Origin of the sequence: Amycolatopsis sp. NPDC005232 (assembly GCF_040607795.1) — a bacterium.
GTDB lineage: Bacteria > Actinomycetota > Actinomycetes > Mycobacteriales > Pseudonocardiaceae > Amycolatopsis.
The window spans coordinates 88,019-109,690 of sequence record NZ_JBEXHL010000014.1; the positions used below are offsets into that span (position 1 = coordinate 88,019).

Consider the following 21,672-nt stretch of genomic DNA (forward strand, 5'->3'; position numbering starts at 1 on the left):
CGCCTAATGTCGACGGGGTGGCAGAGGCAACGGCGGAACCGGCACTGGTGCAGGCGAAGGCACTGGTGAAGCGGTTCGGTGAGTTCGAAGCGGTGCGCGGCATCGACGTCGAGGTGCGGCCGGGGGAGGCGTTCGGCTTCCTCGGGCCCAACGGCGCCGGGAAGTCGTCGACGATGCGGATGATCGCGTGCGTGTCGCCGCGCACCGACGGTGACCTGCGCGTGCTGGGCATGGACCCGGACGTCGACGGGCCGCGCATCCGCGCGCGCCTGGGCGTGGTGCCGCAGGAGGACAACCTCGACGTCGAGCTCACCGTGCGGCAGAACCTGCAGCTCTACGGCCGGTATTTCGGCCTGTCGCGGACGCACGTGCGGGCCAAGGCCGAGGAGCTGATGGAGTTCGCGCAGCTGAGCGACCGGGCGGAGCAACCCGTCGACTCGCTGTCCGGCGGCATGAAGCGGCGGCTGACGATCGCGCGGTCGCTCGTGAACGACCCGGAGCTGCTGCTGCTCGACGAACCCACCACGGGCCTCGACCCGCAAGCCCCGGCGCTGACGCGCTCGTCGGCCCCGCCGTGCTCGAGCTCGAGGTCGACTTGCTGATCCCAGCGGCGGTCGAGGGTGTCCTCCACGCCGATAACGCTGGAAGCGTACGGGCACGTGTGATCGTCGAGGGCGCCAATGGGTCTACTGCCCCGGAGGCCGGCTGACTCCTGGGCGAGCGGGGCGTGGTGATCGTGCCGGGCATTCTCGCCAACGCCGGCGGCGTGATCGTGTCCTACTTCGAGTGGGTTCAAGCCAACCAGGCGTACTGGTGCGTCACGCGACCAGGTCGAGGATCGGCTCGCCGAGCGGATGCTCACCGCCTGGCACGTCGTCGTCGCTCACGCCTCGACCCACAACATCACCCTTCGCGCCGCAGCTACAGCCTTGGCCGTGGAACCTGTCGCCAATGCACACCGGGTCCGCGGCCTCGACTCCTGATGGCTCGCCAGCACCAACGAGCTCGATCGGAGTGGTCACTCGTCGGTGCTGGCGACCACCACCGGCCTGAAGTTCGTCTCCAGTGCCGGTCGACGCTTGGACTGAGATCCCCAGCCCGGCGGTATTACCCACGTAATGCGCCATGTGACGGGACCGCGCGGCCACGCGGTCCCCGCTGTGGGCGATCCGATGTACGAGTTGCCCGTGAACCAGCCGGTGGGAGCGCTGGTGATCGAGTATGCGAGCCTCCGCCGCGTCCGCATCAACGGACGACTCGTTGCGGCCTCGCCTGATGCGCTGGACATCGACATCAGCGAGGCTTACGTCAACTACGCGAAGCCAGATCGCGGTGTGGTTCCAGCACGAGTAGGACGATCACGACGCCCAGTAGCCGCACAAGTTTAGGCACGAGCTACGTGAGGCCAGCATCAATGACCTCCGCATCAACGACACTGACCCACACTGGTTCGGCCCCCCGGCTGCGGCCGCAGCGTTGTTCTCTCATTCCAATGGGCGACCCGACTCTCAGCGAGGCGGGACATCTGGAAACCGACGATGTCGTCGCTCGCGTGGGCCGTCCCGACCCGTTCGCCCAGGACGGACAAGACCACACCGGTGACAGCCTGTTCGCCGACCTCGAGCTGCACCTCATCGGCGAGCAGATCACGATCAAAAGCGGCCCTCATCCCGGCACAGTGAAGGTGGGCAGAACGCCGAACCTGGTACAGCACGGATCTCTGTGGGTTCCTGGCGGTCGTGGCGAGTTGGCCGATCGGGGAGACGCGGGGTGGGTCGCGGCCTGACCCTGACTTGACATGAAATCAAGTCAGGGCCAGGCTTGAAGCCAAGGCCCTCCCTTCACAAGACGTGGGCGAGAAAGGATTCCCATGAGTGACTGCGCACGCACGCGAACAGCTGGTGACCTGGCGTGGGCGTGTTGTCGGCCACCAACGGGATCGCGGGCAGTTCCGCTGAGACTGTGCGGGTAGAGCAGATCAAGGGGATGCCGGCCACTCGGGCGCTGGCGGACGGGCTTGCCGTGCACCATGGCTCGATCGATGGAGATGAAGGGGACCTCGGCGCCTTGGAGCGGGCACGTCGTATTACAGCATCACGGAACCCTTAAGGCGCGCGCACAGCAGCTTCTGGGCGAGTTCAATGTTGGACATTATTTTGCCGTCCCCTATGGACGTGACCGTAAAGCCCGTATGGGCTTTGATCTCCGGTTGGTCCGCCGGATACGACGAAGTCGGTCCCCGGAATTGGCTTGTGGTTCCGGACGCGATCGGTGCGCATGGCGTGGTAAGGGAGTTCGATGACGCGTTGAGGGGATACCGAGGTGGCGCCGAGACGGCTCACGCTAGTGGAGGTGAAGTTCGGCGAGCACGATCGCCCGAACTCCTGGCCGAGCTCGGCAACTCCCGAAAGGACCAGGAGTGCCTTCGGGTCAGATGGCTGGGGCCTCACCGGTGACGTTCCTCGCGTGTCTGGCTGGCTCTTTAGTTGTCGTGATGAGGATTGAGGACTACTGCGACGCCAATCGGCGTCGCAGCTCGCTGCCGCGGACACCGGGGTCCGCCTATGCCATGCGCTGGCGGTGCGGGGTTCAGTGGCGGACGGGCGAATGGGCCGGCTCGCGTTTGGGAAGGGGGTTCGAGGTTGAGTAATCCGCTGGTGGCGCCGACGCAGGATTCAACGACGGCGTATTCGGGGATCTCGCTGCTGGAGACTGCGAACGATCTGAAGTCGGCGATCGATAGTGGTGACTGGGCCTCGGTCGCGATGGGCGCGGTGGGCACGGCGCTGGACGCTCTTTCCATGGCAATGGACCCGTTCGGTGCGATCCTCGCGGCCGGTGTGGCGTGGCTGATGGAACACGTGGGCCCATTGAAGGAAGCGCTCGACGGTCTGACCGGGAACGCCGACCAGATCAAGGCACAGTCGGAGACGTGGAACAACGTCGCCTCGGAACTGGGGGGTATCGGCTCGGACCTGCAGGGCGCGGTGCAGGCGGATTTGGCGTCGTGGACCGGTCCTGCTGCTGATGCGTATCGGCAGCGGTCGCAGGATTTGGTGGCGTTGCTGGGGAGTGCGCAGAAGGGCTGCGAGGGCGCTTCGAGCGGGGTGAAGACCGCTGGTGAGGTGGTTGCCGCGGTCCGTACCTTGGTGCGGGACATCATCGCCGAGCTGGTCGGGCACCTGATCAGCTGGGCGTTGCAGGTGGTGTTCACCCTCGGCATCGGCCTGGCCTGGGTGATCCCGCAGGTCGTGAGCACCGTGGCCAAGACCGCTTCGAAGATCGCCGACATCCTCACGCGGCTTATCAAGGCCCTCAAGGCTCTCGTCCCGCTGTTGAAGAAGGCGGGGGCGCTGTTCGAGGATGCGTCGAAGGCGCTGAAGGGGCTCAAGGGTGGCAAGGTCTCCGCACCGTCGACGGTGAAAGACATCGGCGCCACGCCGAAGGCACCGGAAATGAAGAGACCGCCGAACGGCGGCAACGATGGTGGTACTCCGAAGGGGGATCCGACGCCCCCGAAGAATGATCCCTCGCCGCAAGGCGAGGACAGCACGACGACCTCGAGCGCCGGCGGCACACCTCCATCGAAGAGCGATCCTGTGCCGTCGCACATGGCTGATCGGCCGCCGAAAGGTGGGCCGGCGCCGGTGGCCGACACCCCGCCGGCCACGACGGACGGGCCTGGCGTCGGTGTGCCGAAGTCCGGGCCGTCGCCGAAGCCGGACGGCCCGCGGGATCGCGCGTTGCCGTCGGATTCCAAGGTATGCGTGTCGGACCCGGTCGACGTCGCCACTGGTGAGGTGGTGATGACCCAGGTCGACGTCACGATGCCAGGTGAGGTCGGTGACCTGGTGCTGTCGCGCACACACCTGTCGTCCTACCGCGCGGGGCGGTGGTTCGGCCCGTCGTGGGCGTCCACGGTAGATCAGCAGCTGACGGTGGGCTCCGAGCACATCCGGTACTACGCGGAGGACGGCATGGTCCTCGTATACCCGCGGCCGGCTGACGACGCCCCCGTGATGCCCCTCGAAGGTCCGCGCCACCCCCTGCGGCGCGCGCCCGGCGGCTACCGGTTATCCGCAGGGCCCCGCGAGCTGCAGTTCGCCGACGTCGGCCGAAATGTGTTCCCGCTGACCGTGATCGAGCAGGATGGCAGTCGTACCACCATCGAGTACACCCCGGACGGCGCGCCGATCGCAGTGCGTCGCGATGACGGCAGCGAGATCCGGATCGTCACCGCCACGAGCCGCATCGTCGCGCTCGCCGCACCCGGCGCCGCCCCTCTTGTCCGGTTCGGCTACAACCGACTCGGCCAACTGTCCACGATCACGGATTTCGGCGGCCGCCCGATGAGGCTGGATTACAGTGTCGACCACCGGCTCGTCGGCTGGCAGGACCGCACGGGCAACTGGTACCGGTACGTCTACGACGACGCCGGACGCTGCGTCCGCACGGTCGGTTCAGACGGCTACTTCAACGCCGTCTTCACCTACGACACCGCGACGAGGACCACGCAGCACACCGACGCACTGGGCCACACCTGGACATATCGGATTAACGATGCCGGCCAACTGGTCGAGAAGACCGATCCTCTCGGGAACTCCCGCAGGTACGCATGGAGCCGCTATGACCAGCTGCGGTCCCAAGTGGACGAGCTGGGCCGGGTTACGCTTTACAGTTACGAGAACAATGAACTGAGGACCGTGACCCGCCCGGACGGTTCCCGGGTGCGGATTTCGCGCGCCGCCGGTGGCACAACGTTGGAAACGGGTGAAGGATCCTCGGCGGCGCTTGCCGTGGTCGCGGAGGCCGATCCGTTCGCCGTCCTCCCCGGTGTCTCGACACCGTTCCGGGCGGACAGCCGGGCTGATCCGCTCGGCGACGAGCCGTTGACCGGCGCAGCGGTCCGACCGGGCGACCGCGACGTGTTCGGCAGGCCCCAGGTCGTGCACACCGCCTCCGGAGGCGCGGCCCGGCTGGGATGGACAGCCGAGGGGCGGCGGGCCTGGCGGATCGGCCCGCACGGGGACCGGGAACATTGGCTGCACGACGCGGAAGGACGGGTCCTCGAGCACCGAGACGCGGCCGGGGGAGTGACACGACGTCGCTACGGGCCGTTCGGGCTGCCGATCGAGGACACCGACGCGGCCGGCGCACGCACCCTCTACAGCTACGACGGCGAGCTGAGGTTGACCGCGGTGACGAACCCGCACGGTCTGATCTGGCGCTACACCTACGATCCCGTCGGCCGCCTGACCGAGGAGGCGGACTTCGACGGCAGGCGGCTGACGTACACCTACGATGAGGCCGGGCAGCTGCGAAGGATGACGAACGGACTCGGCGAGGTCACCGAGTACCGCTACGACCTGCTCGGCAATGTCGTGGAACGACGTACGGCCACCGGCGTGACCGGCTACGCCTACGACGCGTTGGGGCGGCTTACCTACGCCGTCAACGCCGACTCGGTCCTGGAGATCGCGCGTGACGAGCGCGGCCGCGTTCTCGACGAGACGCTGAACGGCGTCGGCGTGCACTGGAGCTACGACGTGACCGGCGTCCGCAGGCGCACTGTGTCTGGTTTGGACAGTGAATGGCGGTACGACTCCGGCGCGCCGGAGTCACTGCACATCGCCGGCCACGAGATGCGGTTCGAACACGACGAGCACGGGCGTGAGACGAGTCGTGCCGTCGACGGCGCGGTCGTGCTGCGGCAGCGGTTCGACGCCGAGGATCGGCTCGCCGAGCAGGTGGTCACCGGCCTGGGCCGGCGAGGCTACGCCTACCGGCCAGACGGAAGGCTCGCCGCTGTGGACGACGCGGTGTCGGGTCCGCTGCGCTTCGGGTTCGACCGGACTGGCCGGGTCACCGAGGTTCACACGCCGCGCGCCGACACCGAACGCTTCACCTACGATGCGGCGGGCAACATCGTCTCGGCTGTCACGCCATCGGCCTCGGGACCACGCGCCTACGAGGGCAACACCTTGCTGCGGGTCGCCGGGACGCGCTACAACCACGACCGGCAGGGGCGGGTGACCGGCCGGGTCCGCACAGGGCCAGTGGGTGAGCAGGAGTGGCGCTATCTCTGGGACGAGCTAGACCGGATGATCGCCGTGGTCTCTCCCGACGGCACCTTCTGGACCTACCTTTACGACCCGCTCGGCAGGCGGTTCGCCAAGCGGCGCTGGGCCATCGGCGAGGACGGCCGGTCGAGGAAGACCGCCGAGACGTGGTTCGTCTGGAGCGGCGCCGACCTCGTGGAGCAGATCGAGCTTTACGACGACGGCACCTCCCGCGTGCTCACGTGGGAACGGCATCCCGGCGACAACAGGCCGGTGGTTCAGGTCGAGCAGACCGGGCCATCACACCGCATGCGGTTCTGCACCGTCGTCACCTCGCCGGCGGGCACACCGACCGAACTGATCGACGAGCACGGCGTGCTTGCCTGGCGTGCGCGCTCGAGTTTCTGGGGCGAACAGGCGCAGGCGGCGCCGATTCCCCTGGCCTTTCCCGGCCAGTACCGCGACGACGAGAGCGGGCTGCACTACAACGTATATCGCTATTACGACCCGGAGACCGCGCGGTACCTGAGCCAGGACCCGCTCGGGCTCGCCGCCGCGCCGAACCCGGTCGGCTACGTCTCGGAGCCGCTACTCGCCGGCGACCCGCTCGGGCTCGTGAGTCCGTGTGGTAAAACAGGCGCTTCCAAGGCCCCGGACCGCCCCGCCGGCGGCGACGACGCCGGCAAGATCGAGCTGGCGGCGAAGAAACCGGACGGACTCGACGAATTCCGCTCCCCGGACGGCAAGATCCGCCCGGCCGACATGGCCGACGAGCAGTACGCGAAGTTTGCGCCCAAGTGGGACGAGATGATGAAGCCCGGCAAGGACAAGAGCTGGTTTTGGTCGGGTGGCCACATCACCGACGGAAAGTTCACCGACGCGCCGGTGTGGGGCAAGGGCGCCGATCCCGCCAAGGACGCTCCCCTCTCCGATCCGGTTACCGGCAAGCACGTCACGGCGCAGACGTACAACGGGCCGATCGACTTGCCCGCTGAAGCGCTGGCGAAGAAGCACGGAGGCAATACACTCGAAGGCATCTTGCGCGACAACAAGATCGAGATGCCCGGCTTCAGTGACGGAAACCCCAACGCCGGAAAGGTGTGGACGGACGCTTCGAAAGCCCTGGGCCGTAACGCCGAGGGTGAGGCCCACGTGGCTCTGCCGAACACGCCGGCTCCCTCCAGCGGCTGGGCCCACAACGGCGATGTGCTTGCCTCGCGCCGACCGAACAACGTGTTCGACATGGACGAGTTCCCGATCTTGCGACACAACCCGAACATCACGAAGGTCATCGCCCACGACGCCGATTACCCCGACGCCGACCCGGTCGTGATCTGGAACAAGGAAAATCGCTGATTGTCGGGCTGGCTCGGCCTTGTTCCCTGCTTACTCCGAGAGCAGGGCTTCGAGCGCCGGAAGAACCGCTGGTAGCACGAGACGTGGATGCTGTGTGAGCCGAAGGATCAGCACACGGTCATATGGCGAGGGAGGTCCTTAAGAACGTTGGCGACAACAAGTGTCTTTTGCCACGACCTCACGCCAGAGGTGGCCACGGCGGCGGCGCAGGCTCTCGGACCCCAGGCCCTGGCACCGTTCACCCAGTCGCTGACCCAGGTCGCCTGGCGTACGACTTCGCACAAATACATCATCGGGGAACGGGACAATGGCCTACCCCGGCGATGCGGGAAAGTTCGCAGGACGGGCCCCGTCCGTGGAGTGTGCGAAACACGTCACATTCGCCGTCGTGTCCCGTCCTGCGGAGACTGCGGAGTTTCTGCGAGAGGAACTCGCGAAGGCCGCTCACCGCTGACGTCGACCCAATCGCACAGGCGCACCATATCCGCTGTTCGGCGTGGACCGTTTCCGAGCGCTGGCCGATTTCCAGTGCACACACGTGGCAGGTCGGCATGACAACACCTCACCTGGACGCGGTGCGTGTACCGGGCCCAGCGCGCAATAATCGACGGACGTAAAGGAACAACGCAGTGCGCATACTTTTCTCGGCCACGCCGGCCCACGGTCATATTATTCCCTTGTTGCCTTTGGCGCGTTCCTTCCGGGCGCAGGGCGACGATGTGGCACTGTTGACGGCCGGATCCCTCGCGTCGTCGTTCGTTGGCGAGGGCATGGTCCCGTTGGCGGCCGGGCCGGCGCTGGACGTGCTGATGGGCGAGGTGATGAGACGGACTGGCGCAGACCCGCTGGCGGGCCTGACTCCCGAGCAGGAAGCAGAGGCGTTCGCCGGCGTTCGTGTCGATCTGACCGCAGACGAGGCGGAGGCGATGGCCCGGGGATGGCAGCCCGATCTGATCGTCAGCGAACACTACGACTTCGTCGGACCGATCACCGCCTCGGCGCTCGGCGTACCGTTCGCGACGCTTGCGTTCGGACCCGCCATGTCTCCTACCGCGGCGGCTCTCATGACCTCGACGATCCGCAAACGCCACGACAAGAGAGGCATACCCCTGAGACGGCCGCGGTGGTATCTCGACACCTGCCCTCTGGCCCTCCAAACAGACGGATGGAGCAAGCCCGAGGGGCACATCGGCCTGCGTCCCGAACCCCACCGTGCGGCCGGACGTCCGCCAGCTGACAAGACGCTGTCCTCGCCGAAGCGCTCCACAACAGCCCGCGTGTTGGTCACCTTCGGCACGGTGTTCTCCTCTCCCGAGGTCCTTAACCCGCTGCTCGTGGAGCTGTCGGCCGCAGACCTGGAGGTCAGTGTCACCACCGGACTGCAGGCATCGGCCGGGGACTACGCTTTCGGCGCAGAGAACGTGCCCGACAACGTGAAGCTGTTCGGTTTCACGCCGTTGGACGAACTGTTGCCCGGCATGGATATCGCGGTCACGCACGGCGGCGCCGGCAGTACCCTGGGCATACTCGCTGCCGGTATTCCGATGGTGGTGGTGCCGCTGGCCGCTGATCAGTTCGTCCAGGCGGCGCGGGTGGCCAACGCAGGAGCGGGCATCTCCGTCGAAAAGGGCGCCAGTGCCTCCGACGTCGCTAAGGCTGTGGCGTCGCTGCTCGCGGAACCTGCATACCGGGAGAACGCCGGCAAGGTGGCTGAAGAGATCGCGGCTCTTGTAGCGCCCGAGGCTGTTGCCGCTCGCCTTCGGCAGAGCCTCGCCGAGCAGTGAGAGTCGTTGCGTCTCGTCTCTCGCGAGTCGGGCATGAAATAAGGAGTCGCCCACTCCAACTGGTGCGCACTGATCCTCACGCGACCTGGACGTCCAGCGAGCTCGCCCGGTCCCTCGGATATAGCAGGATCCACCCTTCCGGGCATCGATGAAACGCTTGGCCCCCACGAGGAAAGCATCGTCAAGACCGGTCGAGAAGCCTACGTGATCGAGCAGCGCTGGGCATCGCCGGATTTGACGGATCGCCCGGATCGGCCCTACCAGGCGCCCCAGCGAGAAGACCGTGCGTCGGGTACTGCGGCGCTTCGACGGCGACGTGCTCGACGTGGCGGCCGTAGGTGGCTGCCTCACCGCTCGTGCCGCCGCCTCACGTGCCGCAGACCAGGACTAACACCCACGGCACTGCCGTGCGCGGGCGGCGGTGCCGTGGATGGCAAATCCCTGCGCGGCGCTATCCGCGTCGATGACCACTGCGTCCACCTGATCTCCGCGCTGTATGACGACGGCATCGTGCTGGCCCAGCGCGAGGTCGACGCCAAGCACGACGAGATCACCGCCTTCGGGCCCCTGCTGAACCCACTGGACCTGACTGGACGGGTGGCGACCTTCGATGCGCTGCTGACGCAGACCGACCACGCCAGATTCCTGGTCGAGAAGAAAGACGCACACTGCATCGCCGTACTCAAGGGCAACCGCCCGAACCTACAGGCGCTGGTGAAGGAACTGCCACGGAAAGAAGTGCTGCTCTTGGAGCGCACGCGGGCCGCTGCCCATGACCGTGACGAGATTCGCCGCCTGAAGGTTGTCCACCGTGCCGGGGCTGCCTTCCGTGCGGACCGGGCGCTTCGGGTCGTCCGCCGGCGCCAGCCGGCGCGCACCGCGAAGGTGCCGATCGAATGCGTCTATGCAGTCACCAGCCTGACGGCCCACGAGGCCGTACCCGCTGACTTGGCGGAATGCAAACATGTGAGGCCGGCTGCCGTCCTCCCGCTGTGCCGATATGCGGGCCGATCCGGTGATCGCCTGGTCCGGTGACCGGGGCGTACGTTCACGGTCGAGCCCGCGGTCGGCGCGGCGGCCAGTCGTTCTGGTCGGCAATGGTGAGTGGAGGACGACGATGAGCACGAAGCGGCAGGCGCGAGGCGATCGCCGGGAGGCGGTGGTCGCCGCCGCGATGGACCTGTTCTCCCGCAAGCGGTACGACGATGTCTACATCAGTGAGATCGCCGAAACGGCGGGCGTGGCGCACGGCCTGCTGTTCTACCACTTCAAGGACAAGCGCGGCCTGTACCTGGAAGTACTGCGGCGCATGCTCGATGAGCTCGTGGATCTGCAACGTCGCCGTGACGACGAGCTGACGGGAGAGCAGTGGCTGCGCGGTGTGACGCTCCGGCAGGTCGAATACCGGCGCGAGCACGCCCAGACGATGCTCGTGATGATGCGGGCCGGTGGGCAGGACGCGGAAGTCGACGAGCTGATCGAGCGGAGCCGCAAGGCCGGAGTCGAGTTCTTGGCTGCCGTCGTCGGCCTCGCCGGGGAGCTGCCGCCGCGCACCCGGATCACCATGCGGGCGGCGATGGGCGCCGCCGACGAGATGATCGCCGACTGGCTGACCCACGGCTGTGACCTGGAGGTGGCCGAGCTGGTCGAAGCGGTCTACACGGTGGTCGTGGCGGCGCTCGCCACGGTCTGCAAGCAATCGCTGCGACTCGCCGCTGTGGCCGGTGATCAGCCGGCAGGGCGGGCCCGGAGCACTGGGCGGAGGAGAAACGATGGAACGACTTAAGACAGCGGTAGCTGCGGCGGACGACCCGGCGAAGCGGGCCGCAGTCCGGGACACCGTCGCCACGGTGATCGACGACGTCCGGCGAGACGGCGACACCGCGGTTCGCATGTACTCGAAGAAATTCGACAACTGGTCTCCGGAGCAGTTCCGGCTCACCGGCGAGGAGATCGACCGGGTGCTGGCCACTGTGCCGGCGCAGACGCTGGCCGACATCCGCATCGTCCAAGCCAACGTCCGCGACTTCGCCCAGCGCCAGCTTGAGTCGTTGCACGACTTCGAGGTGGAACCTCAACCGGGGGTTCTGCTGGGACAGAAAACATTCCCGTGTCGGCCGCCGGAGCCTACGTGCCGGACGGTACCCGCTCGTCGCCTCGGCGCGCATGACCGTGGTGACGGCGAAGGTTGGCGGCCTCGACCGAGTGACCGCGGCCACCCCGCCGATCCGCGGCACGGCCCCGGCCGCGACCGTCGCGGACATGCATCTTGCCGGTGCCGACGAGATCCTGCTGTTGGGTGGTGTCCACGCCGTGGCGGCCATGGCGGTGGGCACCGAGACAATCGGCAGTTCGACCTGCTCGTCGGACCGGGCAAGGCCTACGTTGCCGAGGCCAAGCGGCAGCCGCGATGACCAGAGCGAGGGTGAGGGCCGTGGTCGATCACGACTTGTGCGGGCGTGGCGCAGTGCGTCCAGGCGGCCCCTGGCGCCTTCCAGCTCGACGACGACCTACTGTCGGTTTTCGAGCCGTCGGGACCGTGGAACGCCCGTGAACTCGAGGCGACCCGGGACAACTGGCCGATGTCGGCGATTAGGATCGACAGAACGGACGCCACGCCGGACAGCTGATGTCCTCGGGGTGGCGCGTCACCCCGACCTCAAGCACGACTTTCCCGCCGGTGTGCCCTGCCGCCTGCCGGCGCTGGGCTTGAGCGGTGCGTTCGAGGGCAAGGTCGTGACGACCCGGATCCGCGGCTTGCCACGAGCCGGCGAGGCTGGCAACGGCGCGGAGGTCATCGCCGTCGAGACGGGCGAACACGGGCGTGACGCCGGGAGTGCGGTGCGGGCTCGGACGGTGTCGCCAGCCCGCAGCAGCCACTTGGCGCGGGTGGCGCCAGTGATTTCTTCCCAGACGACCTGCACCCAACCTTCTGTACACGTACTCGCGTCCGTCGCGTGACGGGCTCATGGTGGAGCTCATCGCTTCTGGGTGGATCGGTTCGAGCTCTCGCTCAGCTCGCTGGACGCGGGCGGCAAACGGGAGGTCAGCCATGTCAACCGCGCCGGAGAGACCCAGGTATTCAGCTACCACCACGCGCTGGACGGTGCGCTCCGCGTCGAACTTGTGGACTCCGACCTCCGGAACGAGGTCCTCCACTGGGCGGACACAGCCCCAAAGCGATAACCACCGACGCGACTCAACAGTAATGCGGTCCGGATCCGGTTCACCGAAGGAGCCATACAGCCCACGGTGACAGATTCACACAGGGACTCGACGGTCCACGCCGACCCACGAGCCGACCACGATCGCTCCTCATTCGGTCGGCCACGTTAACTGGCGTCGTGGCTTGGCCCGTTTAGGGAATGTCTCTTGCCGCTGTGCAAGCGGTGCGCAACGCGGTATTCCCGGCGGGTGGGGTGTCCAACAAATAGCCGTTACTGGACACCCCGCCCGCCGGGCGACGACCGATTCGCCCTCGTTACGGAAAGTCCCCGTTTGGGCCCTCTCCGTACCGGCTCAACAGGGTGAATCGAAAGAGCAGATCAGTTGGGGAGCTTTGCGGCCAGCAGGTTTACCGGCGTGACCGTGGGAAAGTCGGTAAACAACTCTTCCGCTCGCGCCACGATCGCCGCCTTTACCTTCCCCTCGAGGTGCTCCTCGCGACCCTGCTCGGAATCGAACGCGTCGAAGATCCGATATTTTCGCGGGCCGATGGGGAACGCGAACCAGGCGATGGTGCCCGGCTCGGCGTCGACCAGAGTCTTCGCTTCTTTCAGGAACGCCTCGACCTCATCTTCCTTTCCTTCCTTGGCCTCGATCTCGGCGAAGAACCCGTACGCAACCATCGATTTCCTCCCTGCACGTGTGTCTTGGATGGGCACTCGCCACGATAGGTAGCGTGATCTGTCCCTAGGGCACAGATTGGGCCATCTAGGCCACGTATCGCGCCTGATTGCGCACAGCCGCAGCGGTCCGTTACCCGCCGAGTCAGTTCGAAGCCACAGGGGCCGTGTCGACCGGCTCGTCGGTCCGATGTGACTGGCGACGAAACTCCGCCCGGTAAGCGCCGGCCGTCGTCCCGACGTGGCGGTCGAAGTTGCGCCGCAGGGTTTCCGGTGTCTGGAAGCCAACCATGACGGCGATGTCCCCCACAGGGTGATCGGTGGTTTCCAGCAGCGCCTTGGCCTGGCTGACTCGTTCTTGGTTAATCCAGTCGAAGACGCTCATCCCCGTCGCCTGCCGGAACTTGCGAACCAGGCTACGTTGGCTCAAGTGTTGCTGCTGCGCGAGCCCGGCCAGAGTCAACGGCTCGTAGACGTGCTCGCGCAGCCAGTGCAGGAACGAGCCCATGGGCAGGTCGTCGTCGGCGCGCAGCGACTGCTTGACGTACTGCGCCTGGGCCCCTGGCCGCCGGGGCCCTGCGACCAGGAGCCGACCCACGTCGTTTGCATGGGCGTCGCCCATGTCGAGGGCGAGCAGGTGCAGCGCGAGGTCCATGGTGGCGAAAACCCCGCCCGAGGTGTGCACCGGCCCATCGTCGACGAACAGTTTGTCCGGCGTCAGCCGCACCCGGGGGAATACCGCGCGGAACTCGTCGGCCAGCAGCCAGTGCGTGGTCGCCTGCCGCCCGTCCAGAACCCCGGCGCGACCCAGCACGAACGCGCCGCCACAGTACGAGACCATCCGGGCGCCGTTCTGGTACGCGCCGCGCACGCTTCCCAGGATGGCCGAACTCCGAGATGCGAGGGGCTTTTGCACCCCGGGGACCATCACAGTGTCGGCAGTCAGGAGGGTGTGGAGCGGTGCGAGTTGCCCAAGGTCCGCGCCGGACGGGAGGATGTATCGCTCGGATTCGCCGCAGAGGATCACTTCGTAGGGTGAGCCGATATCCCGGACTACGGTCTGCACTGTCCCTGTACGCCGCCCGAAGACCTGCTGGATCACGCCGACTTCGAACCCTTCGGTGTCCGGGTCCACGAGGACGGCTACCCGGTGCTTGTGTCTGCCGCGGGATAGCGGGGGAGCTTTTACCGCACGCGTCACCACGCCACCATTCCCTTCACCGTCCAGAATCGAGAGGCGGGTGTGTACCAGGTGTTGATTTCAGTCAAGGCCTTGGACCTCTCGCATAGGTTGTTTTGAACCGCTCAGGTTCCCTGATTACAGCATGGGCATTAGGTCCAACGAATGGACGCGCCGGTCCGCGTTGGGTCACGTCAGTGCGATCGGCCTCACCTCGCACGTGTCAGCAGGTGGTCCTACGGCCCCAGATTCGACGGCAACGGGTATGCGAGGTGCTGCCCACCGCCGTCTGGTCCGTCCGGAGACGGGCAGCGTGGCGAAGATCCGGTGGGCCGTGTGGGCGCGTCATTTGGCTGACGGTTTGAGATCGGGTGAGTACTCGGCCTCTCGCCAGTCACGGCCACATCACGCCGTTTAGAGACAATCGGCCGAATCGTCTAGCGGCTGATCTGATTGGGCGTCGCTGCGTTTGTCGGATACACCCGAAGCGCGGTCGACGGCTGCGGAGATGGGGTATTCACGAACTCGGACACCAAAGCTCGGTGCAATCGTCGGTACCGGGGGGAGGGGTGGGTGACAGTCGCCCCTCTTGGTCGGCGAGAATCCTGGGGGTGCCCGGGGCCGATGCGTGCTCCCGAAGCGCACACGTGGCGCCCGCCTGTGCCGATGACGGCTTGATTCTGGCTTCGGGTTTGACCAGTACTCAACCATGCTGACGGCGAATCATTTTGACGAACTCTCGGAAAGAATATACAGAACGTGATGCCCCGAATTTCCTGCCAGGCGATTTCTGGCCATAGTTCGGCGCTAGTCGGCGCGATGAGGATCAGCGGCGCGTGTCAGTGATAGTAGTAATTTGTTCAGTGGTACGTGGATGCCGTGCATGCTTGCGGTTCTGACGACGGCGCCACTGATATAATCGTACTCGGTGCTATGACCGGCGAGACGGTCGTACAGCATCGAAGATCCAATATCACCGGACTGATGAAGTAGTGCACCGATGATCTTTTCAACCTGATCATTACAAATATTGGCACCCTCGGCCCTGGCGACTTGTGCAGTTTCCAGAAGAATTCCTCGTGCGAAATCTGCAATGCCGCGGTCGCGAAAAACGTCGCCCCGGCGCATGGTCAGGGCGGTTATCGGGTTCCAAGCCGAGTTGATCAACAATTTGTGCCATGTCGAGGTTTTGAAGTCGCCATCCTCTTTGAACCTGAGAAAGCTACCAGCAAATACCCCGACCAGTCGACTCGCTGCCGGCCCCTCGGGAATAAGAAATGTGTCCTGGTCGTCTTTGAAGTACAGAACGCGCCCCGGCGTCAGTCGCTCAGCTGCGATCCTGAAGGGAACCGCTGGTATAACTTCAACTCCCGCCGGCAGGTACGGCTCAACTCGCCGACGATGTGCAATGCCGTTCTGAACCACTACCACCACTGTGTCCGGCCCTGTCATGGCCGATATCCAGGCTCTGGTACTAGCCGTGTCCTGTGCCTTGGTGGCAATCAAAATCCAGTCGACGGCTCCTTGCCTCTCGGGTACTGTTGCAACATGGACTGGAACCTCGTGCGAGCCTTCCTTGGTGTCCACTCGCGGCGTTTGCATGGGTGTTCGCGCACATAAGGTCACATCGTTACCTGCCACATGCGCTGCCCATGAAATGATGGTGCCGAGAGCGCCGGCGCCGATCACTGCCACTTTCTGCCGCCGTACTGAAGGTTGAAAAATATTTGTCGGCCTATTGTCGTCGTTCATTATAACTCTAACCCTTTTCTGGGCTACTAGGCGCGAAACTGCTTGCCGTTGAACTGACCGGATAAATTCCTCGAGTTGAGACGCTATGGCCGCTATCTGACCGCTGACTCGATTATCATCTGCGACTCTGACAGGAGAGTATCGGTTGGTGTATAACTGCATGCGACCATGCGGAGTTTCCCGCCAAAAGTTGTGACTCCGATGACCTGTTCGCCCTCGGCCTGACATAAGAGCGCCGGCCCCCACAGTGCAGTCGGATGGATAGCGCCGACCCGCTGAAATTCCACGACACCAAGGTTGCTGACAGCAATGTCGTACCCGAAGGTGGCCATGACAGCCAATGCGGTCGCGGCGTCGACATCGGGTGGAATATGTTGCTGGACTGCTGCGGAAGCGGCGGCGATATTGCTTGCAGACCTTGGATCTTGCAGTGCATCGCTCGCGGCGCGCGCCTGGTCCCAGAAGGAACCTTCGGCCAAAGGTGTGGAACCCGTCCGTGCGGCAGCGTGATAATCGACACACTGTCCTTGTACTTCGATGTGGTCGCGAAAGTTAATAGGTGTCAGCGCGCGTACGAACTCGTCGCCGGTCAGGGAACTGCGCGCACGAGATACGCTGGCGAGAAGGGCTCCGTGCACTGTGGTTTCCTCACTGCGACACCTCTGAATAAGTCGCTCAGTGAGATCAGGATCAAAGGCGGCCGTACTTACGTAGGGAGTTGTATTATCGAATGGTCGCGGAACGCCAGGCCCCATGCGGGGGTCCTCACTCGCGGGCCGTTTCACTTCGACAGTCGCTCGGGGCCGCAAGGTTCTCGCAATCATCTCTTCCTGGGAAGGCGGAAGGGGAAGACCTTGAAGGTCGTAATGATTGAGTGCGGCTACGACATCTTCGAGCACGGCCATAGCCCCAATGCCATCGGTGATGCAGTGATAGAAAGTCAGTAGTATTGCCGAAGATGTGTTATCGTGTATCAAAACAGCCCGAGCTAGTGGTGCATGCGAAGGGTCGAATCGTCGGCTTAGCTCTTCTGCCGCAACAGCCCGCCAGGAGTCAACGTGCTGCTTCAAGATGCGGAGTGGGATGGCGGTGCGAACTGCGGGACGATGGAAGGCGAGTCCTTTGCTCGAATGGTCTACGATGTGTGCCTGTAACAGCGGGTGCCGGGCCTGCGTAGCGGCAAGGGCGCGAACGACCTGTTCTACCGGTAGCGTTTCTTCAAATTCCGCGACTACCGTGAAATGCATCGGAAAATCTTCCATGTAACGGTGATACATGCGTTCCAATGCCCCGAGTGGCCTCAGCATGAACGTGGTGCTGCTCACCTGTAAGACTCGCTTTCTGTTGCGTGTCGGACGTCAATTCCTTGTCGTTCTCGGCGCTGCCAGACATAGCACGTCAGGAGTGTGAGAACGTTTCCACCCTGAGTGACAGCTACGCGGCAAGGAATAAGAAAACCTTTGGCTAGAAGCTTGACCGCTCCGACATCGACGGCGGAAAATGGATGGCCACAGTGCGATCATGCGCGACACGAGATCAGTATGCTGCTCGGCACTCCGCCCGATTTGGGCTGGATCGGAGGGATAAAAGCGGTTTTAGAGTGGCCGTGCACCTCTCGTCTACAAGTCTCGTTACAGCGCTGACTGAGTGTAAGAGTCAATGGGAGGGCTTGCTCTGGTTCCTTGTGGATGTGGGCGGGTCGTGGTTCATGGTCATCGTTGACAACCATGAACCACACTTGACATGAAGTCAAGTCAGGGCCATGGTGGACGTCGCGCCCTCGTGCACGAGCTGAGCAAGTGGTGGTGCGCTGCGCCCTCGCGGCGGGGAAGGATCCGGATGAATGACCACTCATGCGTGTGAGCCATCGACGTCCTGTTGCCCGGCCGCCTGGTCGCCCTAGTACTGCAACCAAGGTCAACGACACCCCGGTCACCACAGGTGGTCGCGAAGCCCGGGCCGATGAGCTGGTCGTCGACCTTCCCGCCGGGCGTGGCTCTAACTGCCGTTGCAGTACTAGGCCTCACTCATGTCGTTGGTGTTCCTGGCAACTGCAGCAACAGACCTTCGTGGACTTGATCGAGGCGGTGACGCCTGGGTTGGCGACGCCGACGAGCTCAATGCCGGCGGTGGCGCGTTGACCGCGAATTCACGGCGGAACGTGGCCGCGCGCCTGGCAATCGGCGACGGTGCGCTTGGATTGGCCGTGCATGAGATCGGAACGACGGTACGGCGGGGCTCGCACCGATCATCTTCCTCGTAAACAACGATGGACACACCTGTCAGCGGTCAATCGTCGGCTGATCATCGTGTACGGCGATGTTGCACGATGGAACTGGCTCGAGATCCCGATCCCGTTCGGCTTGCGAGGTGCGGTGATCCGCAACGTCCGCCTGGTGGGGAGCTCGACGACGTTCGAATCGAAGCCGAGTTGGCACTGGGACGACTCGCCTTCGCGCACGTGAAGCCGGTCACCACCACCTTCCCCGGCCCGTGACCACGCTGCAGTAGTCAGTCGACCATCAGGCCCGCTGATCCAGACAGTGGCCGAATTGACCGCCGGTTTGGTGCTTTGGTGCCATTAATCCTTCCTGTCGCGATCGCTGTTGGTGTTGCCGTGGCGTACGCGAGGACGTCTGGACGCTCGGTTGCGAGTGACGCCACGTGGCACCGCATTCATGTCACGACTTGACAGTCAGACTACCCATTCCGGATCGGTGCCCTCGACGGCTAAACTGTCCGGATGGATGGTGGCGAGATTGGCTCCCGGCGGCTGACGGCACGCGGGGCGGCTACCCGAGAGCGCATTACGCGCGCTGCGGCAGACCTGATCCATGCCCAAGGGGCTGCCGCCACGAGCATCGAACAAGTCGTTGAGGCGAGCGGTACCAGCAGATCGCAGGTTTACCACTACTTCGCGGACAAGGACGCACTGATCAGTGCAGTGATCAAGTCGCAGGGGGATCGAACGTTTGCCAACCCCCAGCTGGAGCAGTTGCAGTCCCTGCAGGGCTTGTGGGAATGGCGGGACCAGGTGGTTCGCAACGTTCGCGCCACGCGAGGTGCTTACGGCTGCGCTATCGGAGGCCTCGCCAGCGAGCTGAATGAGCATTCCGAACCGGCGCGGATTCTGCTGGCGGCGGCACTGCGGACCTGGGAGTCTTACCTCGCTGCCGGCTTGAGTCGGATGCGGGCGAGCGGAGATCTGCGTCCGGAGACCGACGTGGCCAAGCTGGCCGCCGGGATTATGGCCGCACTCCAGGGCGGGTACCTGCTCTCGCAGACGGCCCGCGATGCGGAGCCCATGGAACACGCCCTCGATATGGCCTTGGGCTACGTCCGCTGCTTCGCCAGCGTCAACGCGGGCGTGTAGAACCCACCTCGGATTTGACAGATCTCGAGCTGTACTCCATAGTCGGAACAGTCATTCCGAGTTGCGATTGGTTCCGGACTCACGGGGAGAGGGGTTCACTCGCGCCCTGAAGTGCCCGGCATCTCTCTGGTGACGCTTGCTTCATGTCTGTGATACGGCGACGGATCAGGAGTGTCATGACGCATCACCACGGTGCGCGCTGTCCGACGATCAAAGTTGGTCGTAGCCAATATGGACTACGCGTTCTGACTTTTCCACGGGAGGCAGTTTCGCTGCTGGACAACGTGCGGTCGGCCTGTGTCGTCGGCGCACCGACTGCGCTACCCGCGTGACCAGCTAAGTCCGCGCGGGGACCTACAGCTGCAGCGTGATGGCCAATCCGGCGTGGTTCTGCATGCAGTTAAGGGCGTGCTGGCCGGCTGATACTTGTGGAGAGCGAACCAAAGCCTCGTTGAAATGCTCGAAGTCTCCGTGGACGGACCGTCTGAGTCTGTCTGTGCCGGGCGGCAACCGCAGGACCCCAAGCCCGTACGTCGACGTTGCCGGCGCAGTGGAATGGGACGGGGCGGCACCCGCGACAGGGGTTATAGGCCTGATCGACCTTGTTCCTGGGATCGCCTCTTCGATGTGGCCATAGCGGTTCACGCAATTCCTCGCGGTCTACATCGGCGAGGCTGAGGGCACGCTTAGCTGAGGGATTCGAGGCCGGAGCCGGCGCAAGTACAGGTAGACCGAAGTATCTGAGTGTCCCTTAGAGATCGGTATGGACAGGCTGAGCTAACCGCGAAATTCAATTGCCGATGGCGTTCTAGCGGCAACCGACCTATGACTTCATTCCAATACAGAATCGACCAGAGAAGGGCTGAACCCTTGATCGCAGACCGAGGCAGTACGAACTTCAGCGAAGCCGGCGAGTTCTCCAAGCTGGAGAAAATCGCTGGAATTCTCAGTCGTTACGGTCTAGTCGTCGTCATCGGGTGGATCGGCGCCATGAAGTTTGCAGATTTCGAAGCGAAGCAGATTCATCCGCTGGTAGCGAGCAGTCCATTCTTGGGCTGGTTGTATAACATCTTCCCGGTGGACACGTTCTCGGCGATGTTAGGTGCCTTTGAACTGACCGCCGCGGTGCTAATTTCAATTAAACCATTGTTTCCGAGGTTGTCAGCGGGGGGAAGCGCGCTGGCAATTGTGCTGTTCCTGTCCACCATTAGCTTCCTGTTCACCACTCCAGGTGTTACCGAGTCCGCCGGCGGCGGGTTTCCGGCTCTATCGAACGATGGTGAGTTCCTCCTCAAGGACGTCGCACTGCTCGGTCTGTCGGCGTGGACTTTCGCTGACTCGGTGCGAGCGGCAAGGGTTCGTTCGTCGGCAGGCTCAACCTCAAGTTCGTCACGCACCGCGCCGTGACCTCCGTGCGAGCTCGCATGAGGGCCGATGCCGGCCAAGCTCTTGCATACGGTGTGGAGTACGCCGTTCTCGGCAGTCTCGGCATTAACGGCCCGCTCCGGTTGCGATCATCGTACGGTTGCCGACGTGCTCGGTGACAGGCGTTTCATCAGGCCGTGCCGTGTCTGTGCGGCCAGAGGCGGCCGAGCGTGGATGTCGGGCGGGGCGCGGGGTGCATCACTCAGACCGCATCGGCTAAATGGATACGAGGAGGTGTGGATGGCCAGGAGCGATGAGGCCTTCGTCGATTTTTTCCAGGCAACCTCCACGCGGCTGATGTATGCGGCTTATCTGCTGACAGGTGACCGGCACCAGGCGGAGTGCGCTGCACGAATGGCATTAATTCGCACGTACGCCGCGTGGCCGCGGGTACGTCACGAGAATGCTTATGCATACGTCTGCGCAATGCTAGTCAAGCAAGTGACCGTGAAGCCTTGCCGGCGACTGAAGCGCGTCGTCGCCAAGGATATACCCGGGCGCCTGGATGGCTCGGACGTTCACGTGGCCCAGGCCACGGCTGAGAGAGCGATTTTGGAGAAAGTATTGGCGCGGCTTACCTTTCGGGAACGGGCCATCGTTGTTCTCCGGTACTTTTTGGACGTGCCGGAGGCTGAAGTGGCGAGGACGCTCGGTGTATCGCTGAGTTTTGTTGCGAGCTCGAGCTCCCAGGTGCTCACGACGCTACGTGCTGCCACCGAGAATGGAGAGCCCGTATTACTGCCAGCGGACATCGTGCAGGATAGTCGATCCCGAGACGTGTTGGGTGAAGACGGCGGCCACGGCGCGGCAGCGACTCCATAACTGCTTCGTGGCAGGCGCGAAGAGACCTATATTGCCGTGTCTAGTGGGAGTCGATGAATTCTAATGAAATTGTGGA

Annotated in this window: 13 protein-coding genes and 5 pseudogenes; 14 read left to right on the forward strand and 4 right to left on the reverse strand. The window is 64.3% G+C overall.

Annotated elements, in window-relative coordinates:
* Positions 1-17: 17 nt before the first annotated feature.
* The 11 genes and pseudogenes from ABZU76_RS25935 to ABZU76_RS25985 all read left to right on the forward strand — a co-directional run.
* Positions 18-545, forward strand: a pseudogene (locus tag ABZU76_RS25935) (ABC transporter ATP-binding protein); the annotation flags it as partial.
* 29 nt (positions 546-574) lie between these two features.
* Positions 575-742, forward strand: a pseudogene (locus ABZU76_RS25940) (hypothetical protein); the annotation flags it as partial.
* A 76-nt stretch (positions 743-818) separates the two neighbouring features.
* Positions 819-983, forward strand: a pseudogene (locus ABZU76_RS25945) (hypothetical protein); the annotation flags it as partial.
* Positions 984-1,492: 509 nt separating this feature from the next.
* Positions 1,493-1,786 (forward strand): hypothetical protein, encoded by a 294-nt coding sequence (locus tag ABZU76_RS25950; RefSeq protein ID WP_354873921.1) that lies wholly within the window; start codon positions 1,493-1,495, stop codon positions 1,784-1,786.
* Between the two features lie 856 nt (positions 1,787-2,642).
* Complete coding sequence (locus tag ABZU76_RS25955) at positions 2,643-7,415, forward strand: DUF6531 domain-containing protein (protein WP_354873923.1); 4,773 nt, start codon at positions 2,643-2,645, stop codon at positions 7,413-7,415.
* Between the two features lie 629 nt (positions 7,416-8,044).
* Positions 8,045-9,199: a glycosyltransferase gene (locus tag ABZU76_RS25960; protein WP_354873925.1), complete on the forward strand. Its 1,155-nt coding sequence runs from the start codon at positions 8,045-8,047 to the stop codon at positions 9,197-9,199.
* A gap of 426 nt (positions 9,200-9,625) precedes the next feature.
* Positions 9,626-10,234, forward strand: coding sequence for an ISAs1 family transposase (locus tag ABZU76_RS25965; protein ID WP_354873927.1), 609 nt, complete (start codon positions 9,626-9,628; stop codon positions 10,232-10,234).
* A gap of 124 nt (positions 10,235-10,358) precedes the next feature.
* Positions 10,359-10,985, forward strand: coding sequence for a helix-turn-helix domain-containing protein (locus tag ABZU76_RS25970; protein ID WP_354873929.1), 627 nt, complete (start codon positions 10,359-10,361; stop codon positions 10,983-10,985).
* Positions 10,972-11,298: pseudogene (locus tag ABZU76_RS25975) on the forward strand (histidinol dehydrogenase); the annotation flags it as partial. The gene ABZU76_RS25970 and the pseudogene ABZU76_RS25975, both read left to right, overlap by 14 nt.
* A gap of 67 nt (positions 11,299-11,365) precedes the next feature.
* Positions 11,366-11,488: pseudogene (locus ABZU76_RS25980) on the forward strand (hypothetical protein); the annotation flags it as partial.
* Positions 11,489-11,640: 152 nt separating this feature from the next.
* Positions 11,641-11,829, forward strand: a complete 189-nt coding sequence (locus ABZU76_RS25985) for a ferredoxin (RefSeq protein WP_354874202.1) — start codon at positions 11,641-11,643, stop codon at positions 11,827-11,829.
* Between the two features lie 915 nt (positions 11,830-12,744).
* Here ABZU76_RS25985 and ABZU76_RS25990 read toward each other — a convergent pair.
* From ABZU76_RS25990 to ABZU76_RS26005, 4 genes are all read right to left on the reverse strand, one after another.
* Positions 12,745-13,047, reverse strand: a complete 303-nt coding sequence (locus ABZU76_RS25990; RefSeq protein WP_354873931.1) for an antibiotic biosynthesis monooxygenase — start codon at positions 13,045-13,047, stop codon at positions 12,745-12,747.
* Positions 13,048-13,189: 142 nt separating this feature from the next.
* A complete protein-coding gene (locus ABZU76_RS25995; protein ID WP_354873933.1) occupies positions 13,190-14,248 on the reverse strand; it encodes a helix-turn-helix domain-containing protein in 1,059 nt (352 codons plus the stop codon).
* 783 nt (positions 14,249-15,031) lie between these two features.
* A complete protein-coding gene (locus ABZU76_RS26000; RefSeq protein WP_354873935.1) occupies positions 15,032-15,976 on the reverse strand; it encodes a 2-dehydropantoate 2-reductase in 945 nt (314 codons plus the stop codon).
* A 92-nt stretch (positions 15,977-16,068) separates the two neighbouring features.
* Positions 16,069-17,301, reverse strand: a complete 1,233-nt coding sequence (locus ABZU76_RS26005) for a hypothetical protein (RefSeq protein WP_354873937.1) — start codon at positions 17,299-17,301, stop codon at positions 16,069-16,071.
* Positions 17,302-18,719: 1,418 nt separating this feature from the next.
* Here ABZU76_RS26005 and ABZU76_RS26010 point away from each other — a divergent pair.
* From ABZU76_RS26010 to ABZU76_RS26020, 3 genes are all read left to right on the forward strand, one after another.
* A complete protein-coding gene (locus ABZU76_RS26010; RefSeq protein WP_354873939.1) occupies positions 18,720-19,349 on the forward strand; it encodes a TetR/AcrR family transcriptional regulator in 630 nt (209 codons plus the stop codon).
* Positions 19,350-20,219: 870 nt separating this feature from the next.
* Positions 20,220-20,756, forward strand: a complete 537-nt coding sequence (locus ABZU76_RS26015) for a DUF417 family protein (protein ID WP_354873941.1) — start codon at positions 20,220-20,222, stop codon at positions 20,754-20,756.
* 258 nt (positions 20,757-21,014) lie between these two features.
* Positions 21,015-21,596 (forward strand): sigma factor-like helix-turn-helix DNA-binding protein, encoded by a 582-nt coding sequence (locus ABZU76_RS26020; protein WP_354873942.1) that lies wholly within the window; start codon positions 21,015-21,017, stop codon positions 21,594-21,596.
* The last annotated feature ends 76 nt before the right edge of the window (positions 21,597-21,672 follow it).

Coding starts and splice junctions, on each gene's coding strand:
- ABZU76_RS25990 (WP_354873931.1), bottom strand. CDS start 13,047: ATGGTTGCGTACGGGTTCTTCGCCGAGATCGAGGCCAAGGAAGGAAAG.
- ABZU76_RS26000 (WP_354873935.1), bottom strand. CDS start 15,976: ATGAACGACGACAATAGGCCGACAAATATTTTTCAACCTTCAGTACGG.
- ABZU76_RS25950 (WP_354873921.1), top strand. CDS start 1,493: ATGGGCGACCCGACTCTCAGCGAGGCGGGACATCTGGAAACCGACGAT.
- ABZU76_RS26020 (WP_354873942.1), top strand. CDS start 21,015: ATGGCCAGGAGCGATGAGGCCTTCGTCGATTTTTTCCAGGCAACCTCC.
- ABZU76_RS26010 (WP_354873939.1), top strand. CDS start 18,720: ATGGATGGTGGCGAGATTGGCTCCCGGCGGCTGACGGCACGCGGGGCG.